This window comes from Paludibaculum fermentans, from assembly GCF_051172195.1.
Classification (GTDB): Bacteria; Acidobacteriota; Terriglobia; order Bryobacterales; family Bryobacteraceae; genus Paludibaculum; species Paludibaculum fermentans_A.
In genome coordinates this window covers 1,370,530-1,386,326 of the sequence record NZ_JBPJAQ010000002.1, presented here as the reverse complement: position 1 = coordinate 1,386,326, position 15,797 = coordinate 1,370,530, and the positions used below count along the sequence as shown (strand labels likewise).

The following is a 15,797-nucleotide window of genomic DNA, read 5'->3' as shown; positions in this document are numbered from 1 at the left end:
GGCCGCGGCGCAGCCCGCCTGTCACTGCATTACTCGACCGTGACCTTCAGCACTCCGTAGAGGAAGTCCTTCGTCCCCACAACCTGGTGCGGCACAGCCGCTGGAATGTGAGCGATGTCGCCAGCCTTCAGTGTGACCTTCTCGCCGCCGGTAATCGTGCCGCCGCGCTGTTCGCCAGGACCCGTCACCCGGGTGCCGGTGGCCTTGCCGCCAACAGTGAGCGTAGCCTCACCGTGCTCGACGATGAAGTAATCCACCTGCTTTTCGTGGACCTCCACCTCACCGTCGCCGGTACGGTAAACCATCAGCTGCGAGTGGTTGCCCCAGTTCGCGATCTCCTGGTTGGCCACATTCTTGCCGGCCAGTTTGGCCTGCAGCTTGCCCTTCCAGCCCAGGAACTCCGCCTGCGACCAGTAGCGGAAGCCTTCCTGCGACTGCGGCGCGGTCTGTTGCACCTTCACCACGTAATAGAGAAACTCTTTCGGTACCAGCAACTGGTGCGGCATGTTGGCAGGGATCTCCACCATGTCGCCGGGCTTCATTGTCACCTTGCGGCCCCCGGTGATGCCGGTGCCTCGCATTTCACCCGCACCGGCCGAGGTCGGGCTGGTGAGCGTGCCACCCACCACCAGCGTGGCTTCCCCGCCCTCGCAGATGAACAGGTCAGTCACCTTCTCGTGCAGTTCGCCCACCCCGTCCGCATTGCGCCGGGTGATGGACGACCAGTGGTTGCCCCACTTGCCAAGATCCTGGCCCAGCACCTTCTCGGTCTTCATCCGGGCCGCGATCTTGGCCATGTAGCCGTGAAGCTCGGCGTTGTTCCAAAGGACAAAACCCGGCACGGCGGCCCACAGCAGGGCTCCGCCGGCGCAGGCCGCGAAAATCAGGAGAATTGATTTCTTCAAGCAGGCACCACCTTGGGGAGTCGGTCTTTCACGGCCGGAAGGGCCGGCACTTCGGTTGTGGGTTTGTCCTGATACCAGTAGCAGCAGCTATAGAAGCAGTCGCCGCGATCGTTGGCGTGGCCGTGCTCCATCGTGTGCTTGAGGTACCTGGTGAAGGTTACGGGGTTGTCGCCATGGAAGCGGTAGCAGCAGTAACGGCCGCCCACGCGTTCCGGACTCTGGATGAGATGCGCGCCGTACTGGTGGTAGCCGAAGGCCTTGGCATTCTCGCGCCCGCCGAAGTTCCAGCTGCCCAGGAAGTAGTCTTCCGAACCCGTGCCGACGATCAGCGGCTTGGTCTCGTCATCGACGAAGATCATGTCGTCGCCTTCGCCCATCCATGCTTCCTTGTTCTGCACCACACCCAGGGTCACGCCCATCAGGTGGCCGCGGCCGTGGGTCTCGCAGTACACGAAGTTCGTCTTGCCATCGGGATTCTTGCTATCCGGCAGCTGCTGCGCCACATTCGGAGCCGCCTGCCGGTATTGCGCGTGGAAGTAGAGCGCGTCCGCGGGCAGCGCCTCCACGGCCATGAAGTCGATATTAGAGTAGAACGACCCGACGTCACGCGTACCCTCATTCGTCACGGTCATGCGTGCCGACGTCCGGTAAGGCATCGCAAAATAGCAGTTCAGCGACTTGCCGGGTGAACAGGCGAGGTACTCGCTCTCGTAGAGCACATAGTCGCCCAGATTCAGGCCGAAGAAATCGCCGATGGGCACTTCGATGCTGGGCTTTTCACTGCCGTCCCAATAGGCGCGCAGGATCAACTCCTTCAAGTGCAGCGGGCTCTGCGCGGAGATGGTGAACCAGATGTGCGAAATGACGCCGGGCCCCTTCTGATTGAAGATCTCGTGCGTCTGGCCGCCGGCGATAGGCCAGCGGTCGGAGTTGCCGCCGGTGGCATCGTAGCTCGACTGTTTCAACGACCGGTAGTTCTGCGCGCGGCAATATTCCGGCAGAAATCCCGCCCGTCCCGCGGCCGCCGGCCTGGGAGCTTGCGCTTGCGCGACCGCCGGAGCGGCCCCAATCCCCAGCGCGGCCAAGGCGCCTTGAAAGAATCCACGCCTCTGAAAACTCTTCATGGTAAAACCTGCACCTTCCTCCGTGAAATCGTCTCTGCCCGGCCCTCGACGCGAGCGGTCGCTTTGAGCATTGTATGCCCTGCGGCCGTGGGCGACACAAGCGGCAGTTGCCAGGTGTGCGCGCCGTATGCAGGCAGTTCGAAGGCGAACTCTTTCGACGGCCCGTCCACGAACTCCAATCGCAGTTGACCCTTCACCGGAGCGCCCTCATCATTCACCATCATTACGGCGTAATTGCGCGTCTCTCCGGGCTTGAGAGTCGGCTGCCAGAAGTTAATATAGACGCCCAGCGGCCGGAACGACTCGCGCACCCAATCGGCGAAGTTGGGCTCCAATTCCAGCTTCTCCACATCGCGCCAATGATCCGACGTCTTCACGCCGGGGTAACTGCACGTCAGCCACGTGAAGTGCAGGACCCCCGCAAAATTGCGGTGTGCGCGCCAGAACTCGGTGAGCCCGGCGAGATCGTAGGCATACAATTCGAACCGCTGCTGCGGCGTGGCGTTCTTCCCCAGCAGCCGCTCGTAGACCTTCTCTGTCAACAGCGTGGGCGTGCCATCGCGGTTCAACCACAGCCAGCCGTATTCATTCGCGATGACGGCATGGGCCGAGGGGTGTCCGGCATTGGTGGTCTTGGCACCGGTCATGCGCTCCAACTGCGTCATGGAGAAGTTTCCCTCGGGCCGCGTCAGCGCGCTGAACAGATAGGGATGATCCTCCACCGCGTCGTCAAAACCCATCGGCACGGCGTAGCCGTTGTCCCACGGCCGGTTCGACAAATCGAGCTTGCGTACCTGCGGAATCACCTGCTCGCGCAGCATGGCTGAGTCGGTCTCGTTCGACGCATCCCAGATCGCCTGGCTGGGGTGATTCCAGTGGTCGCGCATCCACTCCTTGTACTGCGTGATCAATTCGTCGGATTTGTACGGCGGGAAGTACTCGCGCCCGTTCCAGATGAAGAACTCGTTCTGGATCAGCAGGCCCGCCTCGTCCGCGATGTCGAACCACAGCTCCGGCGCCGGGCCAATGCAGAACCGAAACGCATTCCAGTTCATCTGTTTCGGACCCTCCACCAGCAGCTTGCGGACCCACGCCTCTTCCCACGGATGCCGCTTGCACAACGGATCTTCAAAGAAACGGTGCAGCGTGATGTTGGAGCCGCGCAGGAAGTAGATCTTGCCATTCAGGTAAGCGCGCTTGGTGGCCGAGTCGAAATGGAACTCGCGCATGCCGAAGCGTGTGCGGAGCGTGTCTTCGCCCACGCCAGTCTCCAGCCAGTGCAGGTTCGGCTCCTCGGGCGTCCACAGCTTTGCGCCCGGCAGTGGCAGCGTCTGCTGGACGGTCTTCCGCTCGCCGGGTTGCAGCGTGACGGCCAGCGCCTGCGCCTTCCACGGCTTCACCTGCTGGACGAGCTGCGTGCTGACAGGCCGTCTGCCCAGGTTCACCAGCACCGTCTCGACCACAGCCGACGAGTCGCTCAGCCGCGGCCCCACCTGGACGCTCTCGACGTAGGGCAGCCCGGTGAGGATCAGCGACACGTTGTCGTAGATCCCCGGAGTCCATTTGTATTTCTCGAAATCGGTGCCCGCCGGCGCCCAGACAGGCAGTGCCGCCGGGTGCGCGCCAATGCGGATGACGAGATCGTTCTCGCCGCCCCAGTTCACAAAGGTCGTGACGTCGAAGTAGCCGGCCGTGAAGCAGCCCAGGTGCTCGCCCACCTTCTTCCCGTTGAGCCACACCGCTGTGCCGAACTGCGCCTTGGCCACGCGCAGCATCGCCACCGGCTTGCGTTCAGGCACCCGGAAGCTGCGGCGATACCAGAAGTAGTTGCGGGATTGGCGCGGCACACCGGCGGTCTCGACGCGCGCGCTCTCGGGCAGGCGCTTCTCTCGAATCGATGTCTGGATGAACTCGCGGCTGTCGAAGCGGTCGACGTCCGGAAACGCCGGCTGCGCCTGGTTGGTCAACCCGGGCACGGCCGCCGTGTGACCGAACTCCGCCGGAGCCGGTTCGGCCGCCACGCTCTCTCCTACGCGCCAATCTCCGTTCAACGACAGCGTCACTCGGCCGGCGGCGGCGTGCAGCACCAGCGGGCACAGCCAAATCAGACAAATGCGTCTCATAACGCGCCCATCGTATCATCGAAGATTGACGTACGATGCCATTGTCCTGGGCGGTGGAGCCGCCGGATTGTTCTGCGCCGCGCAGGCCGGCCGCAGGGGCCGCAAGGTGGCCCTGATCGAACACTCCGACCGGCCCGGCCGCAAGATCCTCATCTCCGGCGGAGGCCGCGCCAACTTCACGAACCTGCGCGTCGAGGCGCGCAACTTCCTCTCGGGCAATCCTCACTTCGCGAAATCGGCCTTGGCGCGCTTCACTCCGCGGAACTTCGTCGAGCTGCTGCGTGAACACCGCATCCCCTATCACGAGAAAACGCTGGGGCAACTGTTCTGCGACCGGTCGGCGCAGGATCTACTCACCATGCTGCTGACCGAGTGCTCGGCTGGACACGTGGACCTGCATACGTCGACGAAAGTCACATCGGTAACGCGCGACACCCGTTTCCGAGTCGAGACCTCGCGCGGCCCAATGGACTCGGCGGCCCTGGTGGTCGCCACCGGGGGGCTCTCCATCCCGAAGACCGGCGCCACCGGCTTTGGCTACGACCTCGCGCGCCAGTTCGGCCTCAGCATCGAACCCACCTTCCCTGCCCTGGTCCCCCTCACCTTCACCAAGGCGGACGCAACCCGCTGGGGCGAACTCTCCGGCGTGTCGACGGAAGTGGTCGCCTCCCACGGCAAACAACATTTCCGCGAAAAGATGCTGTACACCCACCGCGGCCTCTCGGGTCCGGCCATCCTGCAGATCTCGTCCTACTGGAAGCCCGGCACGCCGTTGAACCTCGACCTGCTGCCCGGAGTCGACTTCTCGACTACCCTGCCCCACGAGGCCCGCAAGCAGTTGTCGTCGAAACTGCCGCAGCGCCTGGCCGAGCGCTGGCTGGACGTGGAGGGTTTCACCCAGCCGGTCCCGAGTGTGAAGAAGATCGACACGCGCCTGCATCAATGGAGCCTCGTACCTGCCGGGACGGAAGGCTTCGAAAAGGCGGAAGTGACCGGCGGCGGAGTCAGCACCACCGAACTGTCTTCCCAGACGATGGAAGCCCGCCAGGTCCCCGGCCTCTTCTTCATCGGAGAGGTAGTGGACGTGACGGGCTGGTTGGGCGGCTACAACTTCCAGTGGGCCTGGGCCTCAGCCTATGCCGCGGCCCAGGCGCTCTCAGTTGGATAGTTGGAAATTCACATTGACCTCCGTCTCGACTTCCACAGGATTGCCATTCAGCAGCGTGGGTTTGTAGCGATACGCCTGCACCGCCTCCTGTGCCGCCTGAATCAGCAACGGATGCCCCGAGGCGAGCGTCATATTCGCGACTGATCCGTCCTTGCCGATGATGACTTTGAACCGCACCGTGCCGCTAATCCGAGCCTGTCGGGCCAGGGGCGGATAAACAGGCGCTGGCGACTCTGTCAGCATGGCCTGCTGGACATTGCCGCCCACCGAGATACGGGGCGGAATCCCACCGGCCGTCGTGCCGGCGGTTTGCACAGGCGCCGCCGAAGCAGGCGAAGGGCTCACGCTGTCCGCGGGTAGCCTGAACTCCACCATCGTCATGATCCGCTGCTCGGCCGGCCGGGCCGCAAACTTCCAGGATTTCACTGCCTCCAGGGCAGCCTTGGCCAACAGTGGATGCCCGCCCATCAACGTCGCCTCACTGACAGAGCCGTCGCTCCGCACCGAGAGCTCCACCATCACATTGCCCTGCACGCGTCCCAGTTTCGCTAGCGCAGGATAGACCGGCAGCGACGAAGACACCGGCTTCTCCGGCTCCTGCGGCCGTTCGAACAGCGGCTCGCCCGCATCCAGCCGGGCAAGCGCCCTGGGCCAACGTTCGTCGGCAGGGGCAAGCGCATGTGCGCGCTCGAGCAGGGTGCGCGCCAGGGCGGTTCGCGTGCGGCTCAATTCCTCCATCCTCTCCCGTATGGCCGGTGGTATGTTTTGCGACGGATGAAACCGGGGTGGGCCCAGCCTGATGGCACTCCGCCCCAGCAACTCCGCATCGTCGCTCTTTTCCAATGCCGCCCTGATCCGCTCAGACCTTGGGAGCAGTTCCGGAGAAGGCCGATTTTGCCCTTCGGTGATCGCCACGGCTGTCACGTGGAGAGTGACCAACTCCTCAATGCAGTTGAGATTCTCCGGAGCCACCTCGCGCGCTCGCAAATAGAACGGCAGAGCCGCCTCCGGATCCCCCTCCCGGAAGAACCGGGCCGCATGCACCAGCACCATGGGATCGGCGGGATGCAGCGCCGCCTGCTTCTGCCACAACTCAGCCAACTGCGCTTTCATCGCCGCGTCAATCAACAGGGACCCGTTGCTCCCTGTCGCCAGGGCCATCGTGTCGTGCACATACGACTCAGGCGCATTCTCCACCATCCATAACAGTTGCTGCCGGTATTGCTCAGTCGCGGCGTGGCGGAAGTAGTAGCCCGTGATCAACAGGCGTGCGTCGATATCCCGGCTGTTGCGCGTTACCCGAGCCTCCAGCATCGCCGCCTCCGCCGCCGTCATGTCGCCGCCCGCCACCACGGTGGAGGAGGGCGGCAACGGGCCAAAGGTGCCCGTCGACAGGGCGGGCGGTTCAAATGGTTCTAAAGCCGAAGCCGCATACAACACCGGCAAAGCAAGCGCGAGCAGCACTACCCACGCCGTTTTCGTCATCGCCTGGGACCACATCAGCTCACCCTCCAGAATCCGTTCAATGCGTCCAACCACCTTGCTCGACCGCGCCATCGCCGTCGCTTCCCAGCTCAACCTCGATCCTGAGGCCGCCATCACCGCGGCGAAATCCAGCACGACGCCCGCATAGCGCCGCCCGTCCCCGACATTCGCCATAGCCGCTCCATCGCACGCCTCTTCCGCCAATCCAGCCAACTTGCGCCGCAACCACCACGCCAACGGATGGAACCAGAAGATGGCCTGGTTGAAGGCCGCCGCCAGTGCAATCAACCAATCCCCGCGCCGCATATGCGCCATTTCGTGGGACAGCACGGCGCGCTGTTTAAACTCGCTCCACCCGCGCCAGTCCAGAGGCAGCACTATGGCCGGATCCTGCCAGCCAGCGGTGAACGGCACCAGCGCCTCCACCGATTCCGCCACCCGAGGCAAAGGGTAGCCGGTACCCTGCTCCAGGCTGATCACCCGCATCATTTCCCGCAGCCGGTCGTCCTCTAGGGTCTCCGCACGTTCCACCAGGCCGGTCGCCCGGCGTACTGCGATCACCACCCGCAGGGAGGCGATGGCGGCGATCAGGCAGTACGCCGAAATCAAAAGGTCAATACCGGTGCGGCGATCAGTCAGCGGCGCAGGCCGGGTGCCCTGATCTACACTGATACGTCCTGAAGCGGTCACCGTCATCACAGTGCCGTATTGCGGAGTGGAAGACGGAACAGGCGCAGGAATCCTTGGCGTCAACGGCCATTCCAGCGTCCGTGCCCAACGCGGTGCGGCCATAGGCGGTACCACCAGCGGCAGCATCGGCATCACCAGCATGGCGCCCAGGACGACGGTCCAGACCGCATGCCGGACTTCCGCGCCACGCCGCCGGACAATCAGGGCGATCCCGCCGGCGAGTGCCGCCAGCAGCAGAATGCGCACTGACGCTGTGCCCACCGTGAAGCCCAGGAAATGGATCAACCCGCGCGCGAAATCCATCGCTACTCCTCCTTCTTCCGGGAACCCTCTTCCAACTTCGCCGCCAAAGCCCGCAGTTCCGCCGGATCGATGACTTCCTGCTCCACCATGCCCGCCACCAGCGCCTCGGCCGAACCGCCCCAGAACCGGTCAATGATCTGGCGGATCGCCGTCATCGCCACATTCTGCGGCTGCTCCGCGCCGGAGTAGATATAGGTGCGGCCCTCCTCACGGTGGGTCGCGTAGCCCTTCTCCTCCAGCCGGCGCAGGATCGTCCGCGCCGTGGCGTCTTTCATGGGATGAGTCTCATTGAGAGCGGCCCGCACCTGTTCAGCACTAGCCGGCCCCTGGGCCCACAGGAAATCCATCACCAGTTGCTCAAGGCCGCTGAGGTTTTTTCGCGTTGCTTTACTGTTACGCATCGTACCGCTACAATTTGTAACTCTATTCGGCGAACGTGTCAATAGAAATGTGTGCGGCGTAGCAACCCCGCGCTTTTCCCGCGCGTACGCTATAGAGTGGGGAGAGAGGATGCCTGTCGTGACACGATTACTTTCGCGCCTGCTGCCCAGCCTGCTGGCCGCCGCCACGCTGCTTTCCGCCGAAAAACCTAAGCCAAAGCCCGGGGAACCCGTCAGCGGGGAAGGCTCCGATCCCCGCGTCGCCATCCAGGCCAAGGCCTACTACGACCGCGACCAGGTGAAGACCCTGCTCGGCATGGACCCCGGCGAATCCATCGTCGTCGTTGAGGTCACCTTCACGCCCGCCCAGGGCGAGGAGATCAATCTCAATCTCGACGACTTCCTGCTGCGCAGCGATCGCGACGGCCAGAAATCGCGCCCGCTGGAGCCCACGCAGATCGCCGGCACGGCTGTCATGGTCGTAAAATCCCAGGGCGGTACCCAGGGCACCGGCATGTCGCAGCAGCGCCGCGTCCCCTACGGCGTGCCCGGCATCCCTGGCGGTGGCGGGCCCATGGGCCAGAGCCTGCCCATGCCGAACGAAACGCCCAATGCCGGCACCGCCACGGCCGACACTTCCAGCGCGGTGGCCAGCATTGAGGACCGGAACGTCAAGAAGAACCCGCTGCTCGATCTCCTCAAAGCCCGCGTCCTGACGGACGGCGAGATCAAGAAACCCGTAACTGGCTTACTCTACTTCCAGATGGAAGGCAAACTGCGCCCCAAGGATCTGGAACTGGTCTACCGCAAGGCGCCGCCGCGGGTCAGCGTCCGGTTCGTCCCGGTCAAGAAGAAGTAAAATGGCCCCAAGGCCATTCATGCGAATCTCTGACCTCGATACGCCCGCCATTATCATCGATCTGGACCAGATGGATCGCAACCTCACTAAGGTTGCCGATTACGCGCGCAAACACAATCTGCGCCTGCGGCCCCATACCAAGACTCACAAGATTCCGGCCCTCGGCCGCCGTCAGGTAGACCTGGGCGCGGTCGGCCTCAGCGTCGCGAAATCGACCGAAGCCGAGGTGATGCTCAAGTCGGGTACCCCCGACATCCTGGTGGCCTATCCGGTCATCGGGGCGAAGAAACTGGCGCGGCTCACGGAAGTCGCAAAGAAGGCCAATCTCACCGTGTCCCTCGATTCCCTGGCCGCCGCCAAACCGCTCAGCGACGCCGCAGTGGCCGCAGGGGTCCAGATTGGAATCCTGACGGAAATGGATGTCGGCCTGCACCGCGTCGGCGTCCAACCCGGGGAAGACACCCTGGCGCTGGTCCGGGCCGTCTCTGCCCTGCTCGGCCTGAAGTGGCGCGGCCTTGCCTTCTACCCCGGTCATATCAAAGACTTTAGCGAGAAGGGGAAAGAGGATGTCGCGGCCCTGGGCGCGGCCCTCACCAGCACCGTGGCATTGTTGAAGTCGAACGGCTTCAGCCCCGAAGTCGTCAGCGGGGGCTCCACGCCGCTCCTCTGGGTGTCCCATCTGATCCCCGAGGTCAACGAAATCCGCCCCGGAACGTACATCTTCAACGACCGCAATACGATCCTCTCCGGAGCGTGCTCGAGAGACGAATGCGCCGCTACCATCCTGACCACCGTGGTTTCCGTGGCCCCCTGGCGCTTCATCATCGACGGCGGTTCAAAGACATTCTCGTCCGACCGCCTCTCCGGCTCCAGCGAGGTGACCTTTGGCGAAGTCCTTGAGGCACCCGGCGCCCTCTTCCACAAAATGAATGAGGAGCACGGCTTCATCGAACTCGCCGGCGACAGCGCGAAGCTATCGGTGGGCGATCGGGTCCGCGTGCTCCCCAATCACATCTGTGTCGCCATGAATCTGCACGAGCAGGTATACGGCGTTCGCGGGGACGAGGTCGTCGAGACCTGGACCGTCGAAGGCCGCGGCAAGCTGCAGTGATCAGTTCGCCAGCAGGGCTTCAATCTGTTGCTGATCGGGCGCGCCGGTCGCTTGCTTCTGGTGCGTCCGATCCACACCGCTGGGCCCGGCGGTCAGCATCAGGCTCGTCTTGGACTCGCCGTACCGGCCCTCGAACGACAGCACCCACTTGCCTTCAGCCGGCCACTGCCTGGCCACGGTGTACATCCCCGGAGTGGACGTGGGCTCCAGCTTCAACGGCAGCACCTTCCGCTGGCCGTTCACCGTGCCAATCGCGGTGCCGATCACTGTCGCGGTCTCCGGCTGGTGGCAGCCCACCGCCTTCACCGTGACCACGGCCTGCTTATTCTTCGCGTCGGCACTGGCCTCCGGGTTCCCCGAAATCAGCCAGAAACCGCCGGCTTGCAGTTGAACACTCACAGCGAGCACGGCCAGGGCCGCGCGGAAGATGGTCATCGTTTTCAGCATCGTAATGCCCTCCAGAATTCGGACTCTGTGGGTAGGACGCCGACTTTCCGCCAAGTGTGAACCAGCAACAAAAAATGGGAGACACCCTTCTTCAGGGCGCCTCCCATTCTTTGTAAACTTCTGCTTGAGCTGGAAAAACTACTTGGCGGCAGCGATGCTGGCGATGGTCAGGGAGTCATCTTTCAGGTCGCCGCTGACCGTTACCTTCTGGCCGTACAGATCGGCCGGCACCTTATCGGTGTTGGCGATCGCGACAACCTTGCCATCGCTGACCAGCACGGGCTTCGAGCCGCGGCTGATGCAGCTCTTTACACAGGCCACGCTACCGGCGGAAGCGTCGGCGTGCTTCGCTCCGCATTTCGTCTCGGAAATGTAGCCGGTCCACTCGCCGGCGAATGCGCACATCGTGGTGACAGCAAGGATCAAACCCAGTTTTTTCATCTTGAACGCCCTCCTGGCGAAATCTTCACACAAGAGTATCCGAGATGGGCGCAATACACAAGGGGGGGTAGCCGCCCCCCATCTTTCGGGTTAGGCGTCGCCGGACGCGGAAACATGCCGCTCCGCCATGGGAACTACGTGACGCTCGTCGTGGCCGGTGTAGATCTGCCGGGGCCGCGCAATCTTCTGCTCCGGATCCAGCAGCATCTCCTGCCACTGAGCCAGCCAACCCACCACGCGCGGAATGGCAAACAGCACCGTAAACAGATCCGGCCGGAAGCCCATGGCTTCGTAGATGATGCCGGAGTAAAAGTCCACGTTCGGATACAGTTTGCGCTTGATGAAGTATTCGTCCTCGAGAGCAATGCGCTCCAGCTCCAGCGCAATCTCGATCTTCTTGTTATAGCCGGTGACCGTGAACACCTGGTCGGCTGCCCATTTGATAATTCTGGCGCGCGGATCGTAGTTCTTGTACACGCGGTGGCCGAAGCCCATCAGCTTGCCGCCGCCGTCTTTCACCTGCTGGATGAAGGCAGGCACACGATCCTTTGAACCGATCAGGTCCAACATCTTGAGGACTTCCTCGTTGGCGCCGCCGTGCAGCGGGCCATACAGAGCCGCCGCCGCCGCCGAACAACCAACGTACGGATCGCCCTGCGCGCTGCCCACGCACCGCATCGTGTTAGTGGAGCAGTTCTGTTCGTGATCGGCGTGCAGAATGAAGAGGATATCGAGCGCCCGGCTGAGGATCGGATTGGCCAGGTACTTGGGCTCGAACATCTTCCACATCATGTTCATGAAGTTTTCGGTGAAGTTCAGGTCGTTGTCCGGGTAGACATACGGGAGCCCGAAATGATGCCGGTAGCAGTAGGCGCAGATGGTCGGCATTTTGGCGATCAGCCTGGCAATCTGCAGCTTGCGGTTATCGGCGTCGAAGACGTGCTTGGCTTCCGGATAGACCGTGGACAGCGCGGCGATGGTGGAGATCAGCATCCCCATCGGGTGGGCATCGTAGCGGTAGCCCTCCAGGAACTTCTTCGTGGTCTCGTGCAGCATCGTGTGCCGCTTGATCAGCCCGGTCCACTCGCCGAGCTCCTCGGGAGTGGGCAACTCCCCGTTCAGCAGCAACCAGGAGACTTCCAGGAAACTGCACTTCTCCGCCAGCTCTTCGATGGGATACCCGCGATAGCGCAGGATGCCGACGTCACCATCGATATAGGTGATGCTGCTACGGCAGGAGGAGGTGTTGAGGAAGGCAGGGTCGTACGTCATCAACCCGAAGTCGTCGGGCGAGGTTTTGATCTTCCTCAGGTCCATCGCTCGGATGGTTCCATCCACGATGGGGACCTCATATTGCGCACCGGTCCGTTGATCGGTGATGCTCAGTCGGTTCTGATCCACGATTGCTCCCTTCGCCGGCGGAATCGCCGCACAGGGATCAACCCCGGGTGTCAGCGACTCAGCGGATTGAGTCCACGGGTATATTGAAACCCGTTTATCCTCATTTGTCTAGGAGAATGATGCGGAGATTCACCACGGGTGACGAATCATGCACTGTTGTTAATTTCAGCGGGCGGAAAAGAGGTTACCGCGACCCAGAAGCCACTGCGGATCCAACCGGCTCTTGACTGCTTTCATGTCTTCAATCTGAGCTGAGGTGAACATCAGGGGCAACAGGTGCAGTTTGCGCTTGCCCAGCCCGTGCTCGGCACTCACCGTGCCGCCCAGCGAAACCGAATGCGCCGCGGCGGCGGTCATCCACTGCTTCCCATTGTCGAAGTCGGCCTGCGACTCTGACAGGATGTTGACGTGAACGTGAGCATCGCCGATATGGCCGTAGATCGTAAACTTGCCGGGAAAGTCGCGATTCAGCGTCTCCTGGTAGTAGCTCAGCATCTCGGCGTTGCGCTCCAGAGGAACTGCGAAGTCGGAGCTCAGCTTCTGGAACCCGTTCATCCGCACCTTGGCATTCACCAACTCCGGCAGGGTGTGGCGGTAAACACGGAAACGCTCGCGGTCCTTCGCCGTCTCCCCAAACCAGGAGTCTTCCAGGGCGCCGGCCACTTCCATCCGTTCCACCCACTCATCCACCGGATCACCGGCAAGTCCATCGAGTTCCTGCTCAATCATGAGGCAGGCTTTGGCCTGGCGCGGGATCTCGCTGCCATACGACGTTCGTAGGAAATTGAGCGATGGCTCGTCCATGTACTCCAGCATGCGGAGCTGGGGCACACCGCGCCACTCGTCGACTGCAGCCAGCGTGGCTGCATCTTCTTCAAAGAAAACGACCCCCGAGAGGATGTCCTTGGGCTGAGGCAACAGCGTGACGTCCGCCTCCAGCACGACACCGAGGGTGCCTTCACTGCCACAGATCAGGTCGACCCACTCGGCCTCGGGCGGCAGGAAATACCCCGCCGTGTTCTTGGTGGTAGCCGGAGCGGGCAGCGGAGTATACGGGAACTCCACCTTGTCGCCCCGTTGGAATGTCCGGACGGATCCATCCATAAAAGCGACCGTAAGCGACCGCAGATGACGCCTCGTGGAACCGAAGCGGAAACTGCGCGACCCGGATGCATTGGTGGCGATGGTGCCGCCGAGAGAGGCGGTCCACTCCGTCGGGTCCGGCGCATAGAATTGCCCCTTGGCGACGGCTGCGGCCTGCAGGTCCTTCAACAACGTACCCGCCCCGACCTTGGCGAAGCCGGAACCGGCCTCCACCTTGCGGAACCCGTCCAGCGAGAGCTCCCACCCACCCTGCGGGCAGCGGCCCCCTGTGATGCCAGTGCCGGCCCCGGAAATCGTGACCGGAATCCCAGCTTCGTTGGCCTGCCTTAGAACACCGGCAGCCTCCTCGAAAGTGGCTGGAGTCACTACTCGTTCGGCTTCCCCCTGGAAACCGGATGCGTCGTCGATCAGGATGCTCACTCGGTCAGACCTCGAGGATGACGGGCATGATTAAGGGACGGCGCTGCGTCTGCTTGTTGAGGAACCGCTTCAGGTCGGCGCGGATCTTCTCCTGCATGACGCCCCAGTCCGTTCGCTCTTCATTCGAGGAGGTTTCCAGGGTCCGCAGGACCACCTGGCGCGCCGCAGCCATCAGCTCGGAACGCTCTTCCATCGAAACGAAGCCACGCGAGACGATCTCCGGCAGGCCTTCGCACTTGCCGGTGTGTTTGTCGATCGCGATGATGGGGATGACGAACCCGTCTTCGGAGAGGTGCCGGCGGTCGCGGATGACCATATCCTCCACCACTTCGTCGATTGAGCCGGAATCGATGCAGATACGGCCCACAGTGACCTTCTCACCCTTGCGGGCGCCGTGGCGGTCGATCTCCAGCGTCTGGCCGGTCTCCAGGATAAAGGTGTCTTCCAAACCGTAGGAGCGCAGGTGCGACGCCAGTGCGGCGTGCTTCGACATCTGCCAGTATTCGCCGTGAATCGGGACGAAGTACCGCGGCCGGATTAAGTTCAACAATAACTTGAGCTCTTCCTGGGATCCGTGTCCAGACACGTGGATTGGCGGATTCATTGAGCCCGCGACCACCTCCGCGCCGCGGCGCGCGATATGGTTCATCATGCGACCGATGGACTTCTCGTTGCCGGGGATGATGCGGGCGCTGTGCACGACAACGTCGCCGCGTTCCAGCGAGAGGCTTTTGTGATTGTCCACAGCCACGCGGCTCATGGCGGACATCGGCTCGCCCTGGGTGCCGCTGACGACGCAGACGACCTTGTGCGGCGCGACGGACATGATGTCCTGGGGGCGCAGCAGCAGGTTGTCCGGGATCGTGAGCAGGCCCAGGTTGTGGGCGATCTCGGTAGCCGACAGCATGCTGCGGCCGATGAAGGCGACCTTGCGGCCCACCGTGGCGGCGAGGTCTAGAATCTGCTGTAAACGGTGGATGGAACTGGAGAAACAGGCGACCACCACGCGGCGCTCGGCGCGATTGAAGATCTCTTCAAAGCGCGGCAGGACGGCCCGTTCGGAGGCCGTGTAGCCGGGGCGATCGACGTTCGTAGAATCCGACAAAAGTAGGAGAACGCCGCGTTTGCCGTACTCGGCCAGTGTGTGGAGATCGAACAGGACGTTGTCGGTGGGGGTAGGGTCCACCTTGAAGTCGCCCGTGTGGATGATGACCCCGAGCGGCGTCGTGATGGCGAGGGCCACGCAGCTGACAATCGAGTGCGTGACGTGGACGAACTCGACGTGGAAGGGGCCCAACTCGATCTTTTGACCGGGCTTCACGCGATGCAGGTGGGCTTCGTCGAGCATCTCGTGCTCTTCCAGCCGGCGTTCCACCAGGGCCAGGGTAAAGGCCGTGCCGTAGATCGGTATGTTGAGCTGGGACAACAGGAACGGGATGCCGCCGATGTGGTCCTCGTGCCCGTGCGTGAGCACGAGGGCACGAACAAACTCTTTATTTTCTTCTAGATAAGCAAAGTCAGGGGTGACAATGTCGACGCCCAGCAGTTCGGCGTCAGGGAACATCATGCCCGCGTCTACGACAATGATGTCGTCGCCGTAGCGGATGGCCATGCAGTTCATGCCGAACTCGCCGAGGCCGCCCAGCGGGATTACTTTAAGTTTTTGGTCGGACATAGGTGGAGGCGAGGCTCCGAAGTAATCAGACTAGCATACACAGCCCGTCCATCTGCCCAAGACTATGGCGGATAAGCACTTGAGGGGCTGGAAAAAGCAAAGGGCCTACCCATAGGGATAGGCCCTTACTCTGATGTTCAATGGGAGAATCAGATTCAACG

13 protein-coding genes are annotated in these 15,797 nt (G+C 62.6%); 3 read left to right on the top strand and 10 right to left on the bottom strand.

All coding sequences use genetic code 11. The features are described from left to right. Positions 1–29: 29 nt before the first annotated feature. The 3 genes from ACR9Y2_RS32175 to ACR9Y2_RS32165 are packed head-to-tail and all read right to left on the bottom strand — an operon-like array spanning position 30 to position 4,152. Entirely contained in the window at positions 30–905 is an 876-nt protein-coding gene (locus ACR9Y2_RS32175; RefSeq protein WP_435045979.1) for a hypothetical protein, read from the bottom strand. Continuing rightward, positions 902–2,029: a glycoside hydrolase family 172 protein gene (locus ACR9Y2_RS32170; RefSeq protein ID WP_435045978.1), complete on the bottom strand. Its 1,128-nt coding sequence runs from the start codon at positions 2,027–2,029 to the stop codon at positions 902–904. Before ACR9Y2_RS32170 ends, ACR9Y2_RS32175 begins: the two co-directional genes overlap by 4 nt. Beyond that, entirely contained in the window at positions 2,026–4,152 is a 2,127-nt protein-coding gene (locus tag ACR9Y2_RS32165; RefSeq protein ID WP_435045977.1) for a glycosyl hydrolase 2 galactose-binding domain-containing protein, read from the bottom strand. The genes ACR9Y2_RS32170 and ACR9Y2_RS32165 overlap by 4 nt, the downstream gene beginning before the upstream one ends. Between ACR9Y2_RS32165 and ACR9Y2_RS32160 the strand changes: the two genes are divergently transcribed. After that, the gene (locus ACR9Y2_RS32160) at positions 4,142–5,320 is read left to right on the top strand and encodes an NAD(P)/FAD-dependent oxidoreductase (RefSeq protein WP_435045976.1); all 1,179 of its coding nucleotides are present in this window, start codon (positions 4,142–4,144) and stop codon (positions 5,318–5,320) included. The genes ACR9Y2_RS32165 and ACR9Y2_RS32160 overlap by 11 nt on opposite strands. On the opposite strand, the gene ACR9Y2_RS32155 is transcribed toward ACR9Y2_RS32160, so the two are convergent. Both ACR9Y2_RS32155 and ACR9Y2_RS32150 read right to left on the bottom strand, forming a co-directional pair. Further along, positions 5,309–7,798, bottom strand: a complete 2,490-nt coding sequence (locus ACR9Y2_RS32155) for a M56 family metallopeptidase (RefSeq protein WP_435045975.1) — start codon at positions 7,796–7,798, stop codon at positions 5,309–5,311. The genes ACR9Y2_RS32160 and ACR9Y2_RS32155 overlap by 12 nt on opposite strands. A gap of 2 nt (positions 7,799–7,800) precedes the next feature. After that, positions 7,801–8,199, bottom strand: coding sequence for a BlaI/MecI/CopY family transcriptional regulator (locus tag ACR9Y2_RS32150; protein WP_435045974.1), 399 nt, complete (start codon positions 8,197–8,199; stop codon positions 7,801–7,803). Between the two features lie 118 nt (positions 8,200–8,317). Between ACR9Y2_RS32150 and ACR9Y2_RS32145 the strand changes: the two genes are divergently transcribed. Together ACR9Y2_RS32145 and ACR9Y2_RS32140 are read left to right on the top strand one after the other, a co-directional pair. Next, positions 8,318–9,037 (top strand): hypothetical protein, encoded by a 720-nt coding sequence (locus ACR9Y2_RS32145; protein ID WP_435045973.1) that lies wholly within the window; start codon positions 8,318–8,320, stop codon positions 9,035–9,037. A 19-nt stretch (positions 9,038–9,056) separates the two neighbouring features. Then, on the top strand, positions 9,057–10,148 hold the full coding sequence (locus ACR9Y2_RS32140; protein ID WP_435045972.1) for an alanine racemase: 1,092 nt from the start codon (positions 9,057–9,059) through the stop codon (positions 10,146–10,148). On the opposite strand, the gene ACR9Y2_RS32135 is transcribed toward ACR9Y2_RS32140, so the two are convergent. The 5 genes from ACR9Y2_RS32135 to ACR9Y2_RS32115 form a co-directional block, all read right to left on the bottom strand. Beyond that, positions 10,149–10,595, bottom strand: a complete 447-nt coding sequence (locus ACR9Y2_RS32135; RefSeq protein WP_435045971.1) for a hypothetical protein — start codon at positions 10,593–10,595, stop codon at positions 10,149–10,151. A gap of 138 nt (positions 10,596–10,733) precedes the next feature. After that, the gene (locus ACR9Y2_RS32130; protein WP_435045970.1) at positions 10,734–11,036 is read right to left on the bottom strand and encodes a hypothetical protein; all 303 of its coding nucleotides are present in this window, start codon (positions 11,034–11,036) and stop codon (positions 10,734–10,736) included. 90 nt (positions 11,037–11,126) lie between these two features. Beyond that, positions 11,127–12,437 (bottom strand): citrate synthase, encoded by a 1,311-nt coding sequence (locus tag ACR9Y2_RS32125; protein WP_435045969.1) that lies wholly within the window; start codon positions 12,435–12,437, stop codon positions 11,127–11,129. A gap of 165 nt (positions 12,438–12,602) precedes the next feature. Then, positions 12,603–13,961: an FAD-binding oxidoreductase gene (locus tag ACR9Y2_RS32120; protein ID WP_435045968.1), complete on the bottom strand. Its 1,359-nt coding sequence runs from the start codon at positions 13,959–13,961 to the stop codon at positions 12,603–12,605. Between the two features lie 4 nt (positions 13,962–13,965). Then, on the bottom strand, positions 13,966–15,636 hold the full coding sequence (locus tag ACR9Y2_RS32115; RefSeq protein ID WP_435045967.1) for a ribonuclease J: 1,671 nt from the start codon (positions 15,634–15,636) through the stop codon (positions 13,966–13,968). Positions 15,637–15,797: the final 161 nt, after the last annotated feature.

Coding starts and splice junctions, on each gene's coding strand:
- ACR9Y2_RS32170 (WP_435045978.1), bottom strand. CDS start 2,029: ATGAAGAGTTTTCAGAGGCGTGGATTCTTTCAAGGCGCCTTGGCCGCG.
- ACR9Y2_RS32160 (WP_435045976.1), top strand. CDS start 4,142: ATGCGTCTCATAACGCGCCCATCGTATCATCGAAGATTGACGTACGAT.
- ACR9Y2_RS32165 (WP_435045977.1), bottom strand. CDS start 4,152: ATGAGACGCATTTGTCTGATTTGGCTGTGCCCGCTGGTGCTGCACGCC.
- ACR9Y2_RS32155 (WP_435045975.1), bottom strand. CDS start 7,798: ATGGATTTCGCGCGCGGGTTGATCCATTTCCTGGGCTTCACGGTGGGC.
- ACR9Y2_RS32150 (WP_435045974.1), bottom strand. CDS start 8,199: ATGCGTAACAGTAAAGCAACGCGAAAAAACCTCAGCGGCCTTGAGCAA.
- ACR9Y2_RS32140 (WP_435045972.1), top strand. CDS start 9,057: ATGCGAATCTCTGACCTCGATACGCCCGCCATTATCATCGATCTGGAC.
- ACR9Y2_RS32135 (WP_435045971.1), bottom strand. CDS start 10,595: ATGCTGAAAACGATGACCATCTTCCGCGCGGCCCTGGCCGTGCTCGCT.
- ACR9Y2_RS32130 (WP_435045970.1), bottom strand. CDS start 11,036: ATGAAAAAACTGGGTTTGATCCTTGCTGTCACCACGATGTGCGCATTC.
- ACR9Y2_RS32115 (WP_435045967.1), bottom strand. CDS start 15,636: ATGTCCGACCAAAAACTTAAAGTAATCCCGCTGGGCGGCCTCGGCGAG.